This is a genomic window from Candidatus Vampirococcus lugosii, assembly GCF_018420025.1.
Classification (GTDB): Bacteria; Patescibacteriota; Gracilibacteria; order Absconditabacterales; family Absconditicoccaceae; genus Vampirococcus; species Vampirococcus lugosii.
The window spans coordinates 1-21,656 of sequence record NZ_JAEDAM010000002.1; the positions used below are offsets into that span (position 1 = coordinate 1).

The window sequence follows — 21,656 nt, forward strand, 5'->3', positions numbered from 1 at the left end:
CCAGAAACTAATATTTCTTGATATTGATATGATTTTGTTTGAGTTTGAATTTTTTCTTTAATTGTTTGATTTTCTGGTGCTTTTATAAGTCTTTTGATTTCCAAATGGGTTGCGAAGTGGATGTATAGTCCTCAAATTATAAATCCAGAAAATTTAAGTCAATTTGGTGAAAAAGAAATATTTGTTTATCAAGTAGTAGAAAGACTTGCAAGTAGATGAAATATAAAAACTCCAGAAGTATGAATATATGCTTCAAATGAACCAAATGCTTTTGCAACATGACCTACTAAAAATAATAGTTTAGTTGCGGTAAGTAGTTGATTAATTTATAATATGGATTTTGATGCTATAGAATGAGTTGTAGCTCATGAAATGGCTCATATACTTAATGGTGATATGGTAACTATGACTTTATTACAATGAGTTATGAATACTTTTGTTGTTTTTCTTTCTAGAATTATATGAACATTTGTAGATAAGGCTGTGTTCAAGAATGAAGATGGACCTTGATTGTGATATTTTTTGGTATCTTTTGTATTGCAAATATTGTTATCCATATTGGCAAGTATAGTATTGGCTTGGTTTAGTAGATATAGAGAATTTAAAGCTGATGCTTGAAGTGCTGATTTAGTTGGTAAAGAAAAAATGATTGCTTGATTGCAACAATTACAAGTTTTAGTTCAAAATATTGAATTTGAAGATAATCAAGCAACAAATAGTATGAAAATAGTTTCTTGAGCTTCAATAATGAAATTATTTTCATCTCATCCTCCTTTGGAAAAAAGAATACAGGCATTACAATCAAAATAAAAGAAAAATAATATAAACTTTTATTAAATATTATTGTACTGACAATTTGATGTTGTTAGTACAAAAAATAAAAATATACTTGAAAATACTTATAAAATTGTTATAATGACAAAACTTTTAAAATTTAATACTTAAATGTTATTAATTATGGGTTTAACTGTAAAAGATCTTGACCATATATCTAAATTATGTTCTTTGAATATAAATGAATCTGAAAAAGATAAATTTATAAGTCAAATTGAAGATATTTTATGATTTGTTTCTAAATTACAAAATTTGGATATAGATTCTGTAGAATCTTTATCTCATCCTATAGAAAATAATTATATGGAAATGAATACTTGACTTGAAAAGTCTAATTTTTCTGATGGATTTATTAAAAATATTAATCATAATATAAAAGATAACTGAATAGTTATTAAATCTGCGATTAAATAACATAAGTATTATAAAAATCTTTAATTTAATAAAAAATAATTTACATTATGGCTACAGCAAAAAAAGTATCTTTGGATAAAATAAGAAATATTTGAATTATTGCTCATATTGATGCAGGGAAAACAACAGTTACAGAAAGAATTTTATTTTATACTGGGAAAAATCATAAAATTGGTGAAACTCATGATGGTGAATGAACAATGGATTGGATGGCTCAAGAACAAGAAAGATGAATAACAATAACATCTGCTGCAACTACTTGTTTTTGGAAAGATAGTCAAATAAATGTAATTGATACTCCTTGACATGTGGATTTTACTGTTGAAGTAGAAAGATCTTTGAGAGTTTTGGATTGATGAGTTGCTGTTTTTGATTGAAGTGCATGAGTAGAACCACAATCTGAAACAGTATGGAGACAGTCCGATAAATATAAAGTTCCTAGAATTGCATTTGTTAATAAAATGGATAAAATGGGTGCTGATTTTTTTATGTCTTTGAAATCTATAGAAGAAAAACTTACAGATAAATGAGTTGCTGTTCAAATTCCTTGGGGTTCATCTCAAGATTTTCAAGGTGTTATAGATTTGATTACTATGAAAGCTTATACTTATGAAGGTAATCATGGTATGGAAATGGTAGAACATGCAATTCCTGATGAATATAAAGATCAAGCTGAAGAATATAGAGAAATTATGCTTGATAAAATTTCTATGTTTGATGATGAATTAGCAGATTTATACTTATGAGGTGAAGAAATTTCTGTAAATATGATAAAATTAACTATTAGAAAATGAGTTATTTCTAATGAATTATATCCTGTGATGTGTGGTTCTGCATTGAAAAATGCATGAGTGCAAGCTGTTTTGGATGGTGTTGTAGATTATCTTCCTTCTCCATCAGAAATAGGTTATGTAGAATGAAAAAATCCAGATAATTGAGAAGATGATAAAAGAAAATTATCAGAAGATGAAAATACTTCTGCTTTGGCATTCAAAATAGTTAATGATCCGTATGTAGGAACATTAACATATGTAAGAGTTTATTCTGGTGTTGTTAGATCAGGTGAATCATTGATGAATCCTATTACATGAAAAAAAGAAAGAGTAGGTAGACTGTTGCTTATGCATGCAAACAAAAGGGAAGAAGTTAATGAAGTGCCAGCAGGTAATATTTGTGCATTTTTGTGACTTAAAGATGTTAGAACTTGACATACACTTTGTGATATAAAAAATCCAATTATATTGGAAGAAATGGAATTTCCAGAACCAGTGATTAGTATGAGTATAGAACCAGCATCAAAAAAAGATCAAGAAAAAATGTGATTAGGTTTATGAAAACTTGCATATGAAGATCCTTCTTTCAAATTCTATACAGATGAAGAAAGTTGACAAACAATAATTGCAGGTATGGGTGAATTACATCTTGATATTATTGTAGATAGATTGAAAAGAGAATATAAAGTAGAAGCTAATGTATGAAAACCACAAGTAAGTTATAGAGAAGCTATACAAATTGAAGCTAAATGAGAAGGTAAATTTACTAAACAAACTTGAGGTAGAGGTCAATATTGACATGTATTATTAAGGGTTGAACTTCTTGAAGATGAAGAAAAAAATTATGAGTTTGTAAGTGAAATAGTATGAGGTACTATTCCAAAAGAATTTATACCTGCTATTGATAAATGAGCTCAAGAAACTATGAAAAAATGAATATTAGCATGATTTCCAATTATTAATGTTAAAGTAACTGTTTATGATGGATCTTATCATGAAGTTGATAGTTCTGAAGTTGCTTTCAAAGTTGCAACTTTTAAAGCTCTGAAAGATGCATTTAGTAAAGCTGAAGCAGTTATCTTGGAACCTGTTATGGATGTAGAAGTTACTACTCCTGATGAATATATGGGTGATGTAATGTGAGATTTGAGTTCTAGAAGAGGTAGATTAGAATGACAAGAACAAAGAGGGCAAGCAACTATCATTAATTGTAAAGTTCCTTTATCAGAAATGTTTTGATATGCTACTGATCTTAGATCTTTTACTCAAGGTAGAGCTAATTATGTTATGAAATTTGCTAATTATGAAAAACTTCCTGATACAATGATGAAAGAGTTGATAGAAGAAAGAACATGAAAATTTAAATCGCTTGATGATAATTAAATATTAGTATTTAAAATAAAAAGAAGATTATTTATAATAATCTTTTTTTTATTATATTAATAATATAAAGAGATATAATAAAGTTTTTATTTAAATTAATAGAAAAATGTTAATAAATTAATTGTTACAAAATTTATTATGATTACAATCAAGATTTTAGATTAAAAGTTAAAGATTTATTACAAGAATATGCATTAGATACATTATTAACCGAATTAAAAAATAATAAGTAAAGTTTACTTTAAAATATATAATATACATATAAATAAACTAGAACAAATAAATAAGCTTCAAGAAAAAATATTTTAATTATTTAAAATAAAATTATAAAATTTGTGTATTACATAAAAAAATTTCTAAATCCTTCATTTAATCAAGGATTTAGAAATTTTTTTCTAAAAAGATGAGTTTAAAACAAAAAAAATATAATAGTTATTCTAATAATTAATTGTTACAAGCCCAAAATAAATAATCATCATTACATTCTAATCAATGGTGGCAATCGTATCTAGGTGTAAGAATTGCAGACATAACTCTACCTCGAAATTGAAATACTACTTTACGTTGAAATGTATTTTTATGACAATGAGTTAGTGTACCCTTAGATTCCCAATTATTTGTGTCCACACCATTTTTTTGTAACATAACTGATGTTAAACCATTATCAATAGCAGAATTACATTTGTCTTGTGTATCAATTACTACACAATCAGATCATTGAATATCATTTCAATTTGTAACACTAACACCTAAAAATGTGGAAAATACACATACTGATACTGCAATTTTCAATATGCTAAATCATTTATTGTTATTCATATTTTTTTATTGTTTATTTATATAAATATATATTTTATCTATAGCCCAAAGACAAATAAAAGTTCAAAATTATTAGTCAGACTTAACTTTCCTGAATTTTTCAATAGATTTTTTTATAATATTTTTTTAATTCAATCTCTGATTTATTTCAAAAAAGTTCAATTATATTAATTTCAATAATTTTAAACATACTGATTATATAATGATATAATTATAAATTACAAGTAATTTTCAATTAATTTTTATAAATTATTAATTATTTTTTCAAAGTATTATATATTTTGTATACTTTATCAGAAAATACTAAATCATAATTTCATAAATATTGTATGTAATCTCATCATAATGAATTTTTGAAATCTGAAACTCAAGCAAGAGAATGTGATTTGTTCCAAGCTGGAGCAACTCATAACAAATCTATTTTTTTAAATCATTTTTCTTTTGCCCATATAAATAATTGATATTTAAGATATTGATGTTGTCATATGTTTCCTGCATCTCTATCAGATGCTCAATATACATAATACAAAATATCTCAACTATAAATACATATACTTCAAGCAACCAATTTTCAATCAAGTTTGACAGCAAATATATCACCTACTTTATTTTCTTTTAAATAATCATAAAGTTGAAAATATTCTTTCCTACCTGGAATACTTAATCATTTTCAAAATAAAGTTTTGTACCATAAATCATAGAATTCATTTATATTATCTTTTGATAAAATAACAAATTCAAGTCATTTTGATTTTCATTTTTTGATTTGATTTTTTGTATTTTTACTAATATTTGACCAAATTTCATCTTCAGATTTTGAAATATTTACTATTACATTTGCAGGAGGCATATTCTCTCTTATAGAAGAAATAAGTCATAATTCTTTGTTCAGTAAACTTTTTTTATTTTCATATATTTTTTTTATATTTTCAATATTTTCTTCTTTTTTAAGTTCTACACTAGCTATATCAAATATAGAATTATTAAATCCAAATTGAATATATATATCTCACCAAGATTTATAAAAATCTCTTTTTATAATATTTATATTTTTTTTAAATTCTTCTATATTTTCCAATTCATAACTACAATCTATTCATAAAATTTGATACCAACTCAGTGAAAATCAAAATTTACTTTTTTCTTTTACTACACCAAAATAATCATTACCAAAAATATTTATTTCAAAAATAGGTTTTTTGTATATATATATTTATTTATATATTTCCAATGTTCATTTTGATAAAAATTTGACATAATTTTATATATTTTAAATATTAAATTTTTTCAATTTTTGGCATATTAAGTATTTCAAAAACTTTTTCAAAAAATATTTTTAATACTTTCAAAAAAATTAAATTAGATTTTTTTTGTTCAGTATCCATATTTATTATTTTGTCAGAATTTGAGTAAAAATTATTAAATTTTTTACAAATTCATAAAATATATTGTGCCAAAATATGAGCTTTATAAGATTTACAACAAGATTGTAAAATCATAATAAAATAAGAAATATTTAATAAAATTTTTCTCTGTTCTCAATTTAATAATGAAATATCAATATTTTCAATATATTCAATATTTATTTTATTTATCAAGGCATTAATTCTTGCAAAAGTATATTGTATATAAACTCAAGAATCTCAATTTAATCTTGTCATCTGTTCCAAATCAAAATTAATATCTTTTTGTCTATCATTTTTTAAATCATTGAAGATAATAGCATTTACAGCTAATTTTTCTGCCAAATTTTGATTTATTCATTCAAATTCATTTATTATTTTATTTTTAATATTATCCAAAAGTTCAGCTAATCTATAAACATTTCAACCACGAGAGGACATTTTAACTCAATTCCAAAGCATAAAACCAAAAGATATATGTTTAAAATTTTCTTTATCAATTCACCAAAGTTTACTTCAAAGCAAAAAAACTAATTCAAAATGTAAGGATTATTCTGGTCATACTATATAGTAGATCTCATCAGATCATAATATAAATTTTCTATATTTTAATAAAGCTAAATCTCTGCTAGCATAAGTTCAAGCTCAATCAGATTTTTTAATCATCAAAATTTCTATATCATTTTCATCAATATCTTGTCATTCATTATTTTGCAAAATTTGATAATATATTTTTTTGTTTTGTTTTAATTTTTGGAATTTAACTATAAAAGCATTATTTTCAAATTTTAAATAATTTGATTTTTCAAGATCTTTTATTATTTCGTCTTGTATAGAATAAGAAAAAAATTCTCATAGATTAGTATCAGGTTTTATATTTAATCTTTCAAAAATTTGTTCAAAATCAAGTAAAGAAAGTCTTCTAAATTCTTGTCGTATATCATAAATTAAAGGATCTCAATTTTCCAATAATGAAAAATACTTCCTAGCAAAATTATTTTTTTGTTCGTTATCAATTTTTTTGTATGAAGAATATAATTTTCATAAATTTTCAGTTGGATTAGAGTCCAATTTATCAAAAATTTCTTTTCAATTATTTTGATATTCATAAATCAAGCTATATAATGTTTTACCAAAAGGAGTTCACCAGTCTCCAAGATAATTCCATCTAAAAACTTTTGCTCACATAGTTTCAAAAATATTTGATAAACTTTCTCAAATAATAGCCGATCTCAAATGTCAAACTGTCATTTGTTTTGCCATATTACAAGATGGATAATCTATACATATTTTTTTATTTTCAAAAAAATTAATTTTGGGATAAAAATTATTATTTAATATTAAATCAATTTCTCATAAAATATAAGATTCTTTTACTTCAAGATTTATAAATATTCATTGTTGAATTATATTTTGAAACAAATTACTTTTTGATAAAATTTCATAAACAAAATCAGCAAAACTTTTTATATTATCAAAATTATTTTTATTTAAATCAAATATTTTTTTGATAGAAAAAACAAAATCAAAATTATCAAGATTTGGAATTTCTATAACAAAATCATCATCAGTTTGTATATTTTGCTTTTTTAATAAATTTATAATTTCATTATTTAACTTATATATTTCAAAATTATTCTTGTCCAAAAAAGAATTGTTATAATTTTTAAATTTAATATTTTGTAAATCATTTTGAAAAAAATCAATTTCATTGTATTGATAAGAATAATTATCAAGCAATTTATCTATTAAGTTTTTTAACATTTTTAAAATTAATTTATTTAAATAAAATTTAATTAGCAGTTCTTATACAACGAACATACAGAGGTTCTCTTTTGTTAAATTTTGCTATATTCATATATTCAAAATACATAGAATAAGCATTATTTACATCATCCTCCGTTTGAGTACTTGACCAATATCTAAAATTTGTAAATCAAGAAACAGATTCTTTATTTTTCCATAATCTATGTAATTCTCTAGCAGATGGTAAATACCAGTCATTAAATCAATTTTCTTCTTTTTCCCAGCAATATTTTGCAGCATCAGATCATTGTTGCATCAAAAATTTAGTATTTTCATATCAATAATCCATATCACTAACTCAACTCAAAGCTTCTAATCTATTAAGAAAAGAATATTTATCCGATGCATCTTGTTTTTCAGATATTAATATATTTTTTTCTCAATCAGGTCATAAATCATTTCATATATAAAAAACTATTCATCATCAACAAGAATCTCAAATTTTAACATCTTGATCACAGTATTTTCATAAATTAGTATCTATAACTGGCTCATCCAAATCTCAATTATTTTTTTCATAATCATAAAATCAACTCATATTTTCAGCATCCAAAGATTTAAAAATTACTATAATAATCAAAAATAAAAAAGAAAAAATTCATAAAGATGCAGAAAAAATTGGCCAAAAATATTTATTATTTATTTTATCTTTAATTTTCAAAAACATAAAAAAAAATTAATTACTAAATTTGATTTATAATATAATAATTTATTTAAATATTTCAATATAATGTCTGATCTTGTGTAGCTAAATCGGAGAAAAAACTAAATTTTGTTGATTTTGTAGGCAGTTTATTTAATTTCTATTTCAGAAAAATTTTCAATTAAGTAATAATACTCAACTACCATGTATACATTATGTTTTTTTAATTATTTATTATGAAAATATAAAAAATATTATTAATAATACTAAAAAAACTAGTACAGACAAATAAATCAAATTTTTAATTTTTGTTGATTTCAATTCTTGTTGTATACTCTCTTTTTCAAAAGAAATTTCTTTATTTTTTTGATAAAGTTTATCTTTTTCTTGTGTATAATCAGGTAATGCAACAGAATTTTTTAATTTAGCTTCCAAAATTCAAATATTATGTTGCATATTAAAAATAATAGCATTTTTATTTTCTAATTGTTCATCTTTTTCTTTGATTAGATTTACAAGTGATGATAATTGATTTTGAAAATCTTGAGATTGATTATCTTGATTAGTAATATTTTGTTCATCATCAACTTGTCAAGAAACAATAACTTGTGAAAATGAATCTTGTGTTTGCTCAAATGTAGATTGCAATTCTAATAATTCTTTTTCACAAAGCATTATTTTATTTCAAATTTTGTTATAAGATAATCTTCATTTTTTTACATATCTATCTATAGTTCTAGTGCTAACTCATATAAGTTTAGCAGCTTGATTTCTTCAAACATTATAATTCAAATCAGTCATCTAAATCTTTATTGGAATCTAAAATTCATTTAACTCAAAGTGTTAAAAATACTCATGTAAAAATAGCAATAATTATAAGATAAGTTGTAAAAATATTAAAATCTATACGATTTTGTAAAAAAGGTATTTTTTGAGAAAAATTATATGTAAAACCTTGAAAATAAATTATCAATAAAAGTATAAGACCAGCTATTCAAATCAATAAAAATAAATATTTCATAATTATAATTTTTTAAGTAATAAATTTGCAAGAGCAACTATAATAGATAAAATTAGAACTTGAATAAATGTTCATAACTCAATTTGAATTCAAATATTGAGATAATTGACAGTATATGCAAAAAAATAAAAAATTCAAACATTTATCAAAATTGACATAATACCTGACATAAGAAGCATAAGAGGAAAAATCAAAACCTTCACTAATCTTTTTACTACCTCGTCAAAAACCCAAAAAATTGTTCACAACAAAAAAACAATTTCTAAATTTAATGCAGAAATAGGATCTACTGAAAGTCATATTTCTGGAAAATATTTAATAATCACATACAAAACTGTTCAATTTATCAAAATACTTGATAATATTTTATTAATCATAGTTAATTATTTATATTCAATAAATATTTATTTAATTTTTAATTTTTAATTTTGCAATTTCATATTCTATATTTTCAATTTTTTTCTTGATTTCTTTTATTTTATTAGTTTTATCTTCTACTACATTTGCTGGAGCTTTTTCAATAAATCATGGACTAGAGACAAGATTTCTTAATCATTGCAAAAATTGATTTTCATCTTCCAATTCTTTTTCCAAATTTTTTAAAATATCTTTATTAGATAATTTTTTTATTCATCTAAGTCAAAGTTTAGTATCATCAACATATCAAACAGAATAATCATCAGTTATTTCTTTACTTGAATTTGAATAATTAATTTTTTGAGTTCATACCAAACTAATTAATATTTTTTCATATTTTTTTATAAAATTTATCAAAACAGTATCAGTAGACAATATTATATCTACTTTTTCATGAGGTTTAGTATCAGTTTCACTTCTTAAATTTCTATATTCTCATACAATATCCATAAAAATTTTAATTTTAGGATCTCAATCAGAAAAATTTATAATTTGTGGAAACTGAGAATTTATTAAATATCATTCAAATCATAACAATGACCAAAGTTTTTCACTAACAAACGGAATATATGGATGCAAAAATTTCAAAATTGTTCATATTCCATAAATCAAAATCTTGCTAGTATATTCAGATTCTTGAACTTTTGATATTTCTATATACCAATCACAAAAATCATGCCAAGCTACTTTAATAATCTCTTGTCCAAACTCTCATAACATAAATTTATCTAAATAATTGTTTCATAATTTTGATAGATTATTTAATTTTCATAATATCCATTTATCAAAATCATTTAGTTTATCAATATTATCTTTTATATCATCTCTAATTAAATTATAATTTATTGAGATATTTTTATCTCAAGCTAATGCATTCATATAAATAAATCTAGATGCATTCCAAAGTTTATTTATAAATCTTTTATTGTAATCTAATTTATCCATAGAAAACTTCATATCATTTCATGGAGTAGTTCATAATATCAAAGACAATCTTAAGCTATCAGCTCAATATTTTTCTACAATTTCCAAAGGATCAATATTATTTCAAAGTGATTTAGATATTTTTTGTCATTTGTAATCTCTTACAAGTCAATGAAGATAAATATTATCAAATGCTTTTTTTCCCATAATTTCATTTCACATCATCATCATTCTAGCTACTCGAAAAAATATTATATCATATCAAGTTTCCATTACTGTATTTGGGTAATAATCTTTTAAGTCTTGAGTATTTTCTGGCCAACCCAAAATACTAAATGGCCATAAACTAGAACTAAACCAAGTATCCAAAACATCTTCATCTTGTTTTAGGTTTTCATCATTACAAGATTTACATACAAAATTAAATTTATAAAACTCAGAATTACCTGTTATATTTGAAGAATTATCCAAAATCTCTATTAAATCTTCTCAAATTTGCATTAAATCAGAAGAATCTAAATCAAAACTATTAAATAAATTTAATAATTCATTTACTTGTTCAAGCTTTTTATTATCATTTTTAAATTTTTCTTGATATATATTAAGATAAGTTTCATATATTTTTCATTCTCTAGGAACTATACTATCTTCAAAAAGAATATTAATTAAATCTTCTATATTAAACGGATTTTTAAGTTTAGTATCAGCAATAAGATTAAAAATAATCATAGACAAAATTTTCTTTTTATCATCATTTATCAATACATTATCTTCATCAAAAGAATTTTTATGTCAATTTTTACAATACCAAACTGGAATTCTATGACCCCACCAAATTTGTCTTGATATACACCAATGCTTTATATTTTCCAACCATTCATAATATATTTTATCAAATCTCTGAGGATATATTTTTGTTTCTCAATCTTTTATAGTTTTTATAGATTTTTGAGCCATTTCATCAACATCTACGAACCATTGTTTAGATAAAATTGGTTGTATTTTATTATTATATCTTTCAGAATAAGGAATTTGAGTTTCATATCTTTCTATCATTTCTATATTTCAAATTTCTTCTAATGTTTGCAAAAAATTAGAATAAACATCTTCCCAATCATAACCTGCAAATTCTCATGCTAGATCAGTAAATTTTCAATTTTTATCTATAGAAAAACGATCCATAGGCAAATTATGTCTTTTACCTATTTCAAAATCATTTATATCATGAGTTGGAGTAATTTTTAATGCACCTGTACCAAAAACAGTATCAACATACTCATCAGCTATTACTGGAATAGTTCTATTTACAATTGGAATTAAAACATTTTTTCAAATATATTTTTTGTATCTCTTATCTTTTGGATTTACAGCAATAGCAACATCAGCAAAAATTGTTTCTGGTCTTACTGTGGCTACAGTAATACTATCTCATTTTCATTCAATAAAGTATCTAATATAATACATATTAACTTCTTCAGTTTTATAATTTACTTCTATATCAGAAATTACACTTTTTGATTTGGAACACCAATTAACAATACGATCTCATTTATATATTTTTCATTTTTTTTCTAATTCAACAAAAGCTTTTCTAACTGCTCTAGAAAGTCTTTCAGAAAAAGTAAATTGCTCTTTTGATCGATCAACAGAAACTCACATACTATTAATTTGAGAAATTATTTTATTTCTAGATTTTTTTGACCAAGTCCAAACTTCTTCTACAAATTTTTCTCTTCATAAATCATATTTTGTAATTCATTTCTTTTTTAAACTTTTTTCAACTACCGACTGAGTTGCAATTCAAGCATGATCAGTTCAAGGTATATATAAAACATCATAACCAAGCATTCTTGCATGTCTTATTATAGCATCTTGAATAGATAACATAAAAGCATGTCCATTATGTAAAATTCAGGTTACATTTGGAGGTGGCATAGATATTGAGAATTTTTTTCAATTTGAAAAATCTATATTTTTATTATTTTTTGATAAAAATAAATCATTTTCTTTCCAAACTTTATTAATTTCATTTTCTAAATTATGATCATATTTTTTAGGAAAATTTAACATAATATTTTAATTATAAAATATATAAATAATTTTAATCTACAAGTTATTTTAAACAAAAAAATGTATATACTAGTTTTATATAGTTTTATATAAAATTTTCAAGTGTTTTTGAATTTTTGTGTACAGACAATATTAAATTGTAATTATAATAATAATATTTTTAATAAATAATATTCATTAAAAAAAGTACTTGCAAATATAATTAAAAAACTTATATCACTCATTACATTGATGTATCATAATAAAAACATAATATTACTAAACTAAAAAATATAATGTATGCCTGGTTAGAAGTAGTTGAATATATATTACATAATTGAAAATTTTTCCGAAATAGAAATCAAAGAAAACAACTACAGAATCAACAAAATTCACTCTTTTCTTTAATTTAGGTGCAGAAGATTAGAATAATTTTCTCTTGATTTTTTGTCTTTTTTATATAGTATGTTCCTTACTTCAATAAATATTTTTGAAGCTTTTTAGATTATAAAATTGAAAATTATGAAATATATGTTATTGATGTTCTTGTGATTATTATTTTTAGGTTGATGTACTATGACAGATACTGAAACAGATACAGATACAGATACTGAAACAACTACAGATACTGAAACAACTACAGATACTGAAACAGAAGGTACAGAAGATTAAAAATTTTAAATTGATTATATAAAAATATTAGTGATAGTAAATTACTAATATTTTTTTGTTTAAAATAATCTTGAAAGAAATGATAAATTATATATAATAAAAAATATTTAATTTTAAATTAAAAACTATTTAGATTATGTTTAATAAAAAAATATTTTTTGTAATATTGATATTAATATTTTCATTATCTTTTTCTTTTGCACAAGATTGGCATATAATACCATGAGGTTGAAGTAATGTTGATCTTGAAGATTGAGAAATAGTTGATCCATGAGAAATAGTAGAAAAAGTTTCTAATCCTGATAGGGAAGCAGATGAAACTGTATGGAGTAAATATGATGAAGAATATAATAAAATAGAAGATGATTTATGAACTCAATTTGCTACTGGTATTATGGGCTGGAATACTATTTTAAATTTTGCAGCACATTTAGTGAATCGAATGTCAAATGTTTGACTTGTAATTTGAGCTTTAATGATTATATATTCTTGATATATATATGCAAGTGCAGTAATTACTGGTAATTCTAGTAGATGATCTGAACCAGTAAAAAATGCTATTATTTGAATTGTTATAATTATATTTTCATATGCAATAATGAGAATTATAACTTATATGTTTTTGTAAAAACTTTTTATATTAAATAATTTAAATATATTAATGAAAATAGATACATCTAATGTTAAAAAATGAACAGTTTTAAATTTGGAGTGAAAATTGTATAAAGTAGTAGATACTTATCATACACATACTTGAAGATGAAGTGCAACTTATGGATTTAAAGTTAAAAATATTTTGGATTGATCTACTAATACATTTACTTACAAATCTTGAACAACTCTAGAAAGTGCTGATGTAAGTACAAAAAATGCAGTATATTTATATAATACATGAGATACTTATTCGTTTATGGAAAATGATACAGCTGAAATATATGATATAGATGCTAATACTATTGAAGATATAGTTCCTTATCTTAAAGAAAATTTGGATATATTTCTTATGATTTATGAAGAAAATGTGATATGAGTTATATTACCAGCTACTATTGATTATATAATAAAAGATACTATGCCATGAACTAGATGAGATAGAGCAACTGCTAGCAAAAAACCAGCTACTTTGGATAATTGATTGGAAGTTATGGTAGCAGAACATAAAAAGATATGAGATACTGTTGTTGTTAATACTTCTACACTTGAAACGAAATAAATAATTTTTTTAAAAATATCTTTAATATTAAAGATTAAATAATTAGATGCAAAAATATTATAAAATAATATTAATAATAAAAACTATATTTTTATTGATTTCTTGAGTACTTTTTTTTGTATTATGATTAACTCAAAATTCTTGAGAATTATATGGAGGGAAAAATAATATAATTTTTTTGGTAGATTTATCATTAGATAATGAACAACTTGATGATGATAGGGATTTTATTTTAAATTATGTAAATAAAATAAATAATTGACAAAAAGTATGATTGATAATATATGAAGATTGAAGTAATTATGAAATACCAGCTACAAATGATTTACAAACATATAAAGAATATATATATGCATTGTCTGTTTGATGAGTTTCTATACCTTCAAATAAAGATTATGAATACATATGAATAGATAATGCACTAAATAATTTTAATTTAAATTCTAAAGAATCTGATATATGAGTTATTTTATGATGAAATGTTTTATCAATAAATCAAGATGTATTAAATAGTATTAAATCAAAAAATCAAAAAATACATTATGTTTCTGATATACAAGTATCAAATGATTTAAATTGAAAATATTTTAAATATTGAGAATATAGTATGTTGTTTGAACAAAAAGTATGATTACAAATTGATTCTGAAAAAAAAGATTTATTAAAATTTATAGCACGATTTACAGGAATTTTATGAATATAAATAAACAGTATGTATGAAATAGTATTTAATACTTCACCAAATATATTAAATTATATAACTATAAATATAATATTATTAATTATTATTTATATAATATTTTTTTTGAGTATATTTTTTTTTATATTTGTATCAATAAAATTAGTTGAAAATTTAATTATGTATAGAAAAATAGATGAAAATAATAAAGAATTTATAGAAAATATTAAAAAATATTATTTGGAAAAATTAAAAAATTATGAATGAAATGAATTTATAAAATATTTTGTTTCATATATAGAAAAAATTATGATTAAAAATCAATATAAATCTATAGAAGATGTTTTATCTAAAATATGAATAAATAACGAAATTATACAAGAAATTGAAGAAATTATATATAATAATAAATCTTTGGATAAAGATACAGAAAATATTATTAGATCTAAATTGAAAAATTTATAAATGTTTTCTAAAAATTATTTACTATTATAAAATTATTTAAATTAATTTATATTTTGTAAATAATAAATATAATTTTTTAAAATAATATATATATTAATAAAATATTAAAATGAATATACAAGATTTAGTCTCAAATATTTTACTTTTTCCAGAAGATAAAATAACAGCTGATTTAATTGTAGAACAAAAAAAAGAATTTTCAAAAAAAAATAATCTTAAATCAATTCCTACAAATATGGAATTACTTTCTGTATACAATAATATGCTTGATGAATGAAAAATAAAAGAAAATAAAGCAATAAAAATTGCATTAAGAAAAAGATGAATAAGAAGTCAATCTTGAATTGTTCCAGTACAAGTTTTGACAAAACCTTTTCCTTGTCCTGGTAAATGTATATTTTGTCCAGATGATGCAACTATGCCAAAAAGTTATATAAATACAGAACCATGAGCTATGAGAGCACTTTTGAATCAATTTGATCCTATTAAACAAGTTTATAATAGATTGCTTTCTCTTACTATGACTTGACATGATGTAGATAAAATAGAAATAATAGTACTATGATGAACTTGGGATTCTTATCCAGATAATTATAAAAAACAGTTTATTAAATCTTTATTTGATGCTTGTAATACTTTTTTTGAATTTAAAAATCAAACAAAAATAAAAGTTAATAATCCTAAATTTTCAAAATATACAATAACAGATGATTTAAATATAAATTATCCTAAAACATTACAAGAATCTCATGAAATAAATGAAAATTCAGAATGTAGAATTATATGACTTACTGTAGAAACTAGACCAGAATTTGTTAATGATAAAAATTGTCAATTATGGAGAGAGTTATGAATTACTAGATTGGAAATATGAATTCAAAATATGTTTGATGATGTTTTATTAGCAAATGAAAGATGAAATACAGTACAAGAATCTAGATTTGCACTTCATAAATTAAGACAATATTGATTTAAATTTTCTTGTCATTTTATGCCAGGTCTATATAAATCTACTATACAAAAAGATATAAAAACTATGGAATTAGCTTATTCTGATATTTTTATAAAACCTGATGAAATAAAATTTTATCCAACTTCTGTTATTGCAAATACTAAACTTTATGATTTATGGAAATCTTGAGAATATAAACCATTAACTAGCGAAGAAATAAAATATATTACCAAAAAAGTACAAGTTGATATAGTTCCTTCCTATTCTAGAATTAAAAGACTTATTAGAGATATACCCGAAACTGAAATTGTTGCTGGTAGTAATATTACTAATTTGAGACAAATTGTTATGAATGATATGGATTTGGAATACAAAAAAGATTATGAATTAAGAAAATTACATTATAAAAAAATGTATCCAAATATGAAAATATTAGATAATCTTTATGATTTTTTTGATATAGAAAAAGAAAAAAATGAAGAAGAAATAACTTATATTATTTCTGGTGAGCCAGATTTATTTTCTAGTAGAAATTTTGTTGCTATAGATACTAGATCTAGAGAAATTTCAAATAGAAAATTAATTAATTGAGAAGATTTTTTAGTTGTAAGAAAATATAAATCTTCAGTATGAAGTGAATACTTTATTAGTTTTGAAGATAAACTTTGATATTTATATTGATTTACAAGATTATTATTACCAAAAAATGAAAATACTGTCCAATATACTTGATTGTGAAAAAATACAGCTTTGATAAGAGAATTACATGTTTATTGACAAGTTGCAAAAATTAATGAAAAACTAAAAAATGCTTTTCAACATACTTGATTTTGAACTAGACTTATGGAAATTGCTGAAAAACTTTCATTATCCAAATGATATACAAAAATATCTGTAATATCATGAATTTGAGTGAGATGATACTACAAAAAAATTTGATATCATTTGGAATGAACTTATATGCTTAAATATTTATCTCCAGTCAACAATTAATTTTAATACTGTCCCTCAATTATCATAATTTCTATCGTGTAATCTAACTGTTATTTGTCTTCATTTATTCCTATTTAATATAGGAATTTGGCTTTGTTGTCAATCTTGATTTATTCTTAAATAATTTCAATCGTATTCAAAAGAAATATTTACACTTTTGCTCCTTCTTCAATCTTGAAAAACTAATGTTCAAGTTGAGCTTGAATTTATATTTACATTAGTTGACAAGTTTCTATTATATAAAGATAAAGTTTCATCTTTAGTTTTCCAACTTCATGGTTCCAATAATTTTCATCCAAGTCTCGTATATTTATGTTCTCATCATAATATTTGAATAAATACTTGATTTGGCATAACTTCTCTTTGTTCGTAAGTTATATGTCTATCTGATCAATTCGGTCTTTGTGTTGTATTTCTTAATCTCCTTATATTCCAAAATTTTTATTTTTTCTTCAAAATTGTTTGTCCTTCTTAATTGTCTTTCTGCATTTTGAATTTCTTGTTCAATTCCATATGAATTTGTTCTTTGTAAATTTTGAGAATTTGTAGTATGTCTCAAATTATTGTTTGACGGATAATCATCTGATTTTATCATTGTAACATTACATCAAGAAAGACATAATGATAATGCTAATGTTGCACTAGTTAATTTATTTGAATTTTTTTCAAAATTATCTCAATTTTTTTCAAAATTATCTCAATTATTAATCATTATTTTTTATTGTTTATCAAATTAAATATATATTTATATATATAAATAATTTGTTTTGTCAATATTTAATGAAGATTTAATGTTTTTTGCAATTGGAATTCATTCTTTTGAATATCAAGATAAAACTTCTTCTTTTGTTAATAAAAAAGAATTTGGTGAATTAAGTAATTTGTTTATAGTTGATTTGCTTAGTTTATTATCCAAAATAATATCAAAATAGTTCCAAATATAATAAGTTATAACTCAAGGAATTCTATTTGAATATCATTTTCATAAAATAGTTCATTTATAAAATTCTTCTGTTCATATTAAGTCATAAAACTTAAGTATAGAATCTTTTTGATTTTCTATTTTTTCAAAACATAATTCTTCATTTAATTCTCTTAATACTGAAAATTCATATAATAATATATTTTCACAAATTAAAATATCTAAAATTTGTTGTATATTTTCTTCTCTGATAAAGAATCTAGCATCATAAAATCAATTTTCATTTACAAAAAAATCTTTGCAACCTAAATTTAATAAATAATCTATATTATAAATTTCAGCTCATCAACCTATACTAGTAATTACTTTTTTTCATTTATTTTCATAATCGTTTTTATTTAATATACCAAATAATTTTCATTGTATATTTCTTACAAAATTTGAAATAGATATTCTAACATCTAAATTAGATCTTTTGTAATTATTTTTTTCCATAATTATTATATTATAAATAAATTATAGCAATTGTTATTATTTTAAAAACTTTTTTAAAATTTTCAAGTTAAATATTTCTCTTTTTGTTTTTTTATTTGACAATTACATATTTATTTTTGCTTTTTTACTATTTAAATTACAAAAAATATACATTATAATTTGACATTTTTGTATTGACTATATATAATGTACTTATCTTTATTTAAAGTAATAAATATAATCATATGTTTGATATAAATAAAAGAAAAATTTTATTTGATAGTTTGAGTTATGAAGGCAAGAGAGTAAGGATTTTGTCTATGCTTGAAATTATTAAAGAAGATTGAAATATATTTGATGAGCTTTATAATATATTATCTGAAAAAAATGTAGAACAAGATGTTCTTTATGAAATTCATATTACTATCTTGGAAGCTATATACCAAATTGATGTAGAAAAAATGGAAGAATCTTTGTCTAATTTGGAAAAATTAAGTAATAGTTTGTCTGAAATAAAAGAAAAAGAAAAAAAAGATGATATGAAAGAAGAACCTGATATGTTGTTAAATCATTTATAAATATAATTAAAACATAAAAAAATGGAAAATATGAACAATAGAGAAGTAAATGAAATTAATGAAAATCCTGCAGAATTAGATTCAGTAGAAAGAGAATGACTACAAAATTTAAAAGAATCTCCAAAAATATTAGAAGAATGTGCAAATAATTTAAAACAAGCTCTTACTTGAAAACTTGATTTAAGTGGTTTACCTGATAGATAAAGAGCTAAAGTTTTTGTATTTTATTAAGTTTTTTGAATTTAAATTTAAAAATAATTTTTGTGTTGAAAAATAAATTTAAATTGTAAATAATAAATATTTTTATATTTTATTTAATTTTTTTATGTGAAAAAAAATTAATTCAATTTTAACTGTATTGCCATTAAGTATTTGAGCTTGTTGAGTTGATAATGAAAATAATAATTTCTTTTGAAAAGATGATGTAATATCGCAAACTAGTGATAGTTTGTCTTGTTTGTTTTGTAATTTAGATGATTTGCAAGAAGAAATAAGTATTAATAATGTATGAAAATATAAATTTAAATGAAATGTTTTTAAGCTAGATAAATCAGAAATAGAAACAAACAAATTTGAAGATATATCAATATATGATTTTGATTTTTATGAATTATCACAAGGTGATTGACTTTGATCCATTGCTTCCAATTTTTGATATTCTTATACTGATAAAGATTTTGTAAAAAGATTTTTGACTATAAACTGATTGATAATAGATTCTTGAGGACATTTAAAATTTAAAGATTCAAATAGATTTATAAGACCTTGAGATGTTGTTTTTTTCAAAAAAGATTTTGATTGATATATTGGAGATATCATAAATGAAGATTTTGATATTGATTTTTACAATAAATATTATAGTATGGAAAAATGAATCTATTTGGATCAAGAAAAAGTTGAGTGACTTATATCTTCTATGAATGCAACAATAAGTTATATGAAAAATGAAAATAATAAAATTTATGTAAAAGATGATTTATATGTTGAAAAATTAAAATATAAGTTAGAACATGAGTTGGATAATATAAAAACTATATATGATCTATATGAAATAAGAAAATATATTTTATCAATTTGTAATGATCTTAATAAATATATAGATTATGATATGGTATCTGATATGAATATTGTGGATTTGTTTGATTATATGGCGACATTGTATAGACTAGATATTAGTAGACAGTATTTTTCTAGTTTAACTTGAGATGAATTTTTGCAGTTAGTGAATGAAAGATGACTTTGAAATATTATAGATTGATTGAAAATTAAAAGAATTCATAATTTTACTGAATATAGTAATGAAAATTATGAAAATTATAGAAATTATATATCAAATTTTTTTGAAGAAAAATCTTGAATTTTCCCCGAAAATTTGGATTTATCTGAAGTAAAAGATTTGTTTTATTGATTAATTTATTTGGAATCAAAATATCATATTTATAATAAGTCTCATACTTGAGTTATATGAATTGCTCAAACTACAAAATATATTTATATGTGAAAAGATTCTGTTGATTCAAAAGATAAATATGATTATATTTTTGATGAAACTACAAATCCATTTAATCCTGAGGAAAATATAGAAAGATGAATTCAATATATTGCTTTTTTGTATAGAAAATTTGCTAATTATTCAAATTGAGAATTTGATATTCATGATATAGTTTTTACTGCATACAATAGAGGTCAATGAAATATTTCTAGACTTTTGAAAAAATATTGAACTAATTGGAGAAATTATATAAATAATAAAGAATGAGAAAATTATTATTCAAAAGTAATTGGTTCAAAAAATAAATTAACATCTAAAACTTAATTGTTTATTTAATATAAAAATAAATTATTTATGTCAAATATATCAAAAAAAAATAAATGATATTTTTCTGAAGAAATAGTTAAAAATTATTATATAAATAATTGATTTAAATTTATAGAACAAAATTTTACGGTTAAATGATGAGAATTAGATTTAATCTTTTCTAAAGTTTGATCTTTAAAATTTATTGAAGTTAAAAATATTGATTGAATTAATGACTTATTTGATTATATTACTAAAAAGAAGTTGAATTTTTTAATAAAAACTATAAACATATATCTATACAAATTTGATATAACAAATATTGATTATAGTTTGGATGTAGTTTTTGTTAAAAAAAATGAAATTTATGAAATCTATGATAATATATGAATTTAACAATAATTAAATAATAAATGAAAAGAAC

At 21.7% G+C, this 21,656-nt stretch carries 25 protein-coding genes; 13 read left to right on the forward strand and 12 right to left on the reverse strand.

The features are described 5' to 3' along the window. From htpX to fusA, 3 genes are all read left to right on the forward strand, one after another. A partial coding sequence (gene htpX, locus VAMP_RS00345; protein ID WP_213348042.1) for a protease HtpX occupies window positions 1–810 on the forward strand: 810 nt, incomplete at its 5' end. Window positions 811–945: 135 nt separating this feature from the next. Then, window positions 946–1,248: an Asp-tRNA(Asn)/Glu-tRNA(Gln) amidotransferase subunit GatC gene (locus VAMP_RS00350; protein ID WP_213348044.1), complete on the forward strand. Its 303-nt coding sequence runs from the start codon at window positions 946–948 to the stop codon at window positions 1,246–1,248. Between the two features lie 47 nt (window positions 1,249–1,295). Then, window positions 1,296–3,404, forward strand: a complete 2,109-nt coding sequence (gene fusA, locus VAMP_RS00355; RefSeq protein WP_213348046.1) for an elongation factor G — start codon at window positions 1,296–1,298, stop codon at window positions 3,402–3,404. A 444-nt stretch (window positions 3,405–3,848) separates the two neighbouring features. On the opposite strand, the gene VAMP_RS00360 is transcribed toward fusA, so the two are convergent. The 9 genes from VAMP_RS00360 to VAMP_RS06840 all read right to left on the reverse strand — a co-directional run bounded on the left by VAMP_RS00360 (window position 3,849) and on the right by VAMP_RS06840 (window position 12,507). After that, window positions 3,849–4,223, reverse strand: coding sequence for a hypothetical protein (locus tag VAMP_RS00360; RefSeq protein ID WP_213348048.1), 375 nt, complete (start codon window positions 4,221–4,223; stop codon window positions 3,849–3,851). Window positions 4,224–4,479: 256 nt separating this feature from the next. Beyond that, window positions 4,480–5,301 (reverse strand): lipid II:glycine glycyltransferase FemX, encoded by an 822-nt coding sequence (locus VAMP_RS00365; protein ID WP_213348051.1) that lies wholly within the window; start codon window positions 5,299–5,301, stop codon window positions 4,480–4,482. 199 nt (window positions 5,302–5,500) lie between these two features. Next, window positions 5,501–6,151, reverse strand: coding sequence for an arginine--tRNA ligase domain-containing protein (argS, locus tag VAMP_RS00370; protein WP_213348053.1), 651 nt, complete (start codon window positions 6,149–6,151; stop codon window positions 5,501–5,503). A gap of 24 nt (window positions 6,152–6,175) precedes the next feature. Beyond that, window positions 6,176–7,390 (reverse strand): arginine--tRNA ligase domain-containing protein, encoded by a 1,215-nt coding sequence (gene argS, locus VAMP_RS00375; RefSeq protein ID WP_213348055.1) that lies wholly within the window; start codon window positions 7,388–7,390, stop codon window positions 6,176–6,178. Window positions 7,391–7,418: 28 nt separating this feature from the next. After that, on the reverse strand, window positions 7,419–8,099 hold the full coding sequence (locus tag VAMP_RS00380; protein WP_213348057.1) for an Lcl C-terminal domain-containing protein: 681 nt from the start codon (window positions 8,097–8,099) through the stop codon (window positions 7,419–7,421). Between the two features lie 210 nt (window positions 8,100–8,309). Next, window positions 8,310–8,876 carry a helix-turn-helix domain-containing protein gene (locus VAMP_RS00385; RefSeq protein ID WP_213348059.1) on the reverse strand — a complete coding sequence of 189 codons (567 nt, stop codon included), beginning with the start codon at window positions 8,874–8,876 and terminating at the stop codon, window positions 8,310–8,312. Further along, window positions 8,857–9,096, reverse strand: coding sequence for a hypothetical protein (locus VAMP_RS00390; RefSeq protein ID WP_213348061.1), 240 nt, complete (start codon window positions 9,094–9,096; stop codon window positions 8,857–8,859). The genes VAMP_RS00385 and VAMP_RS00390 overlap by 20 nt, the downstream gene beginning before the upstream one ends. A 2-nt stretch (window positions 9,097–9,098) precedes the next feature. Continuing rightward, on the reverse strand, window positions 9,099–9,473 hold the full coding sequence (locus VAMP_RS00395; RefSeq protein ID WP_213348063.1) for a phage holin family protein: 375 nt from the start codon (window positions 9,471–9,473) through the stop codon (window positions 9,099–9,101). A gap of 31 nt (window positions 9,474–9,504) precedes the next feature. Continuing rightward, on the reverse strand, window positions 9,505–12,507 hold the full coding sequence (locus VAMP_RS06840; protein ID WP_213348065.1) for a valine--tRNA ligase: 3,003 nt from the start codon (window positions 12,505–12,507) through the stop codon (window positions 9,505–9,507). Between the two features lie 501 nt (window positions 12,508–13,008). On the opposite strand from VAMP_RS06840, the gene VAMP_RS00405 reads away from it, so the two are divergent. From VAMP_RS00405 to VAMP_RS06845, 6 genes are all read left to right on the forward strand, one after another. Then, window positions 13,009–13,158, forward strand: a complete 150-nt coding sequence (locus VAMP_RS00405) for a hypothetical protein (RefSeq protein WP_213348067.1) — start codon at window positions 13,009–13,011, stop codon at window positions 13,156–13,158. A gap of 136 nt (window positions 13,159–13,294) precedes the next feature. Beyond that, window positions 13,295–13,786 carry a hypothetical protein gene (locus tag VAMP_RS00410; RefSeq protein WP_213348069.1) on the forward strand — a complete coding sequence of 164 codons (492 nt, stop codon included), beginning with the start codon at window positions 13,295–13,297 and terminating at the stop codon, window positions 13,784–13,786. 33 nt (window positions 13,787–13,819) lie between these two features. Further along, window positions 13,820–14,371: an elongation factor P gene (locus VAMP_RS00415; RefSeq protein ID WP_213348071.1), complete on the forward strand. Its 552-nt coding sequence runs from the start codon at window positions 13,820–13,822 to the stop codon at window positions 14,369–14,371. A 46-nt stretch (window positions 14,372–14,417) separates the two neighbouring features. Further along, window positions 14,418–15,074, forward strand: a complete 657-nt coding sequence (locus VAMP_RS00420; RefSeq protein WP_213348073.1) for a vWA domain-containing protein — start codon at window positions 14,418–14,420, stop codon at window positions 15,072–15,074. Window positions 15,075–15,230: 156 nt separating this feature from the next. Then, window positions 15,231–15,515, forward strand: coding sequence for a hypothetical protein (locus VAMP_RS00425; RefSeq protein ID WP_213348075.1), 285 nt, complete (start codon window positions 15,231–15,233; stop codon window positions 15,513–15,515). Between the two features lie 109 nt (window positions 15,516–15,624). Then, window positions 15,625–17,460 (forward strand): elongator complex protein 3, encoded by a 1,836-nt coding sequence (locus tag VAMP_RS06845; RefSeq protein ID WP_213348077.1) that lies wholly within the window; start codon window positions 15,625–15,627, stop codon window positions 17,458–17,460. Here the strand turns inward: VAMP_RS06845 and VAMP_RS00435 are convergent. Genes VAMP_RS00435 through VAMP_RS00445 form a run of 3 tightly spaced genes read right to left on the reverse strand, consistent with a single transcriptional unit; the run spans window position 17,440 to window position 18,877 of the window. Then, window positions 17,440–17,814: a hypothetical protein gene (locus VAMP_RS00435; protein WP_213348079.1), complete on the reverse strand. Its 375-nt coding sequence runs from the start codon at window positions 17,812–17,814 to the stop codon at window positions 17,440–17,442. The genes VAMP_RS06845 and VAMP_RS00435 overlap by 21 nt on opposite strands. A gap of 28 nt (window positions 17,815–17,842) precedes the next feature. Then, a complete protein-coding gene (locus tag VAMP_RS00440) occupies window positions 17,843–18,172 on the reverse strand; it encodes a hypothetical protein (protein ID WP_213348081.1) in 330 nt (109 codons plus the stop codon). Between the two features lie 33 nt (window positions 18,173–18,205). Continuing rightward, window positions 18,206–18,877, reverse strand: coding sequence for a hypothetical protein (locus VAMP_RS00445; protein WP_213348083.1), 672 nt, complete (start codon window positions 18,875–18,877; stop codon window positions 18,206–18,208). A gap of 224 nt (window positions 18,878–19,101) precedes the next feature. Here VAMP_RS00445 and VAMP_RS00450 point away from each other — a divergent pair, with 224 nt between their 5' ends. The 4 genes from VAMP_RS00450 (at window position 19,102) to VAMP_RS00465 (ending at window position 21,628) form a co-directional block, all read left to right on the forward strand. Next, entirely contained in the window at window positions 19,102–19,434 is a 333-nt protein-coding gene (locus tag VAMP_RS00450) for a hypothetical protein (RefSeq protein WP_213348085.1), read from the forward strand. A 21-nt stretch (window positions 19,435–19,455) separates the two neighbouring features. Next, the gene (locus VAMP_RS00455) at window positions 19,456–19,638 is read left to right on the forward strand and encodes a hypothetical protein (RefSeq protein WP_213348087.1); all 183 of its coding nucleotides are present in this window, start codon (window positions 19,456–19,458) and stop codon (window positions 19,636–19,638) included. Window positions 19,639–19,759: 121 nt separating this feature from the next. Then, window positions 19,760–21,250 carry a lytic transglycosylase domain-containing protein gene (locus VAMP_RS00460; RefSeq protein ID WP_213348089.1) on the forward strand — a complete coding sequence of 497 codons (1,491 nt, stop codon included), beginning with the start codon at window positions 19,760–19,762 and terminating at the stop codon, window positions 21,248–21,250. Between the two features lie 30 nt (window positions 21,251–21,280). Then, the gene (locus VAMP_RS00465; RefSeq protein WP_213348091.1) at window positions 21,281–21,628 is read left to right on the forward strand and encodes a YraN family protein; all 348 of its coding nucleotides are present in this window, start codon (window positions 21,281–21,283) and stop codon (window positions 21,626–21,628) included. Window positions 21,629–21,656: the final 28 nt, after the last annotated feature.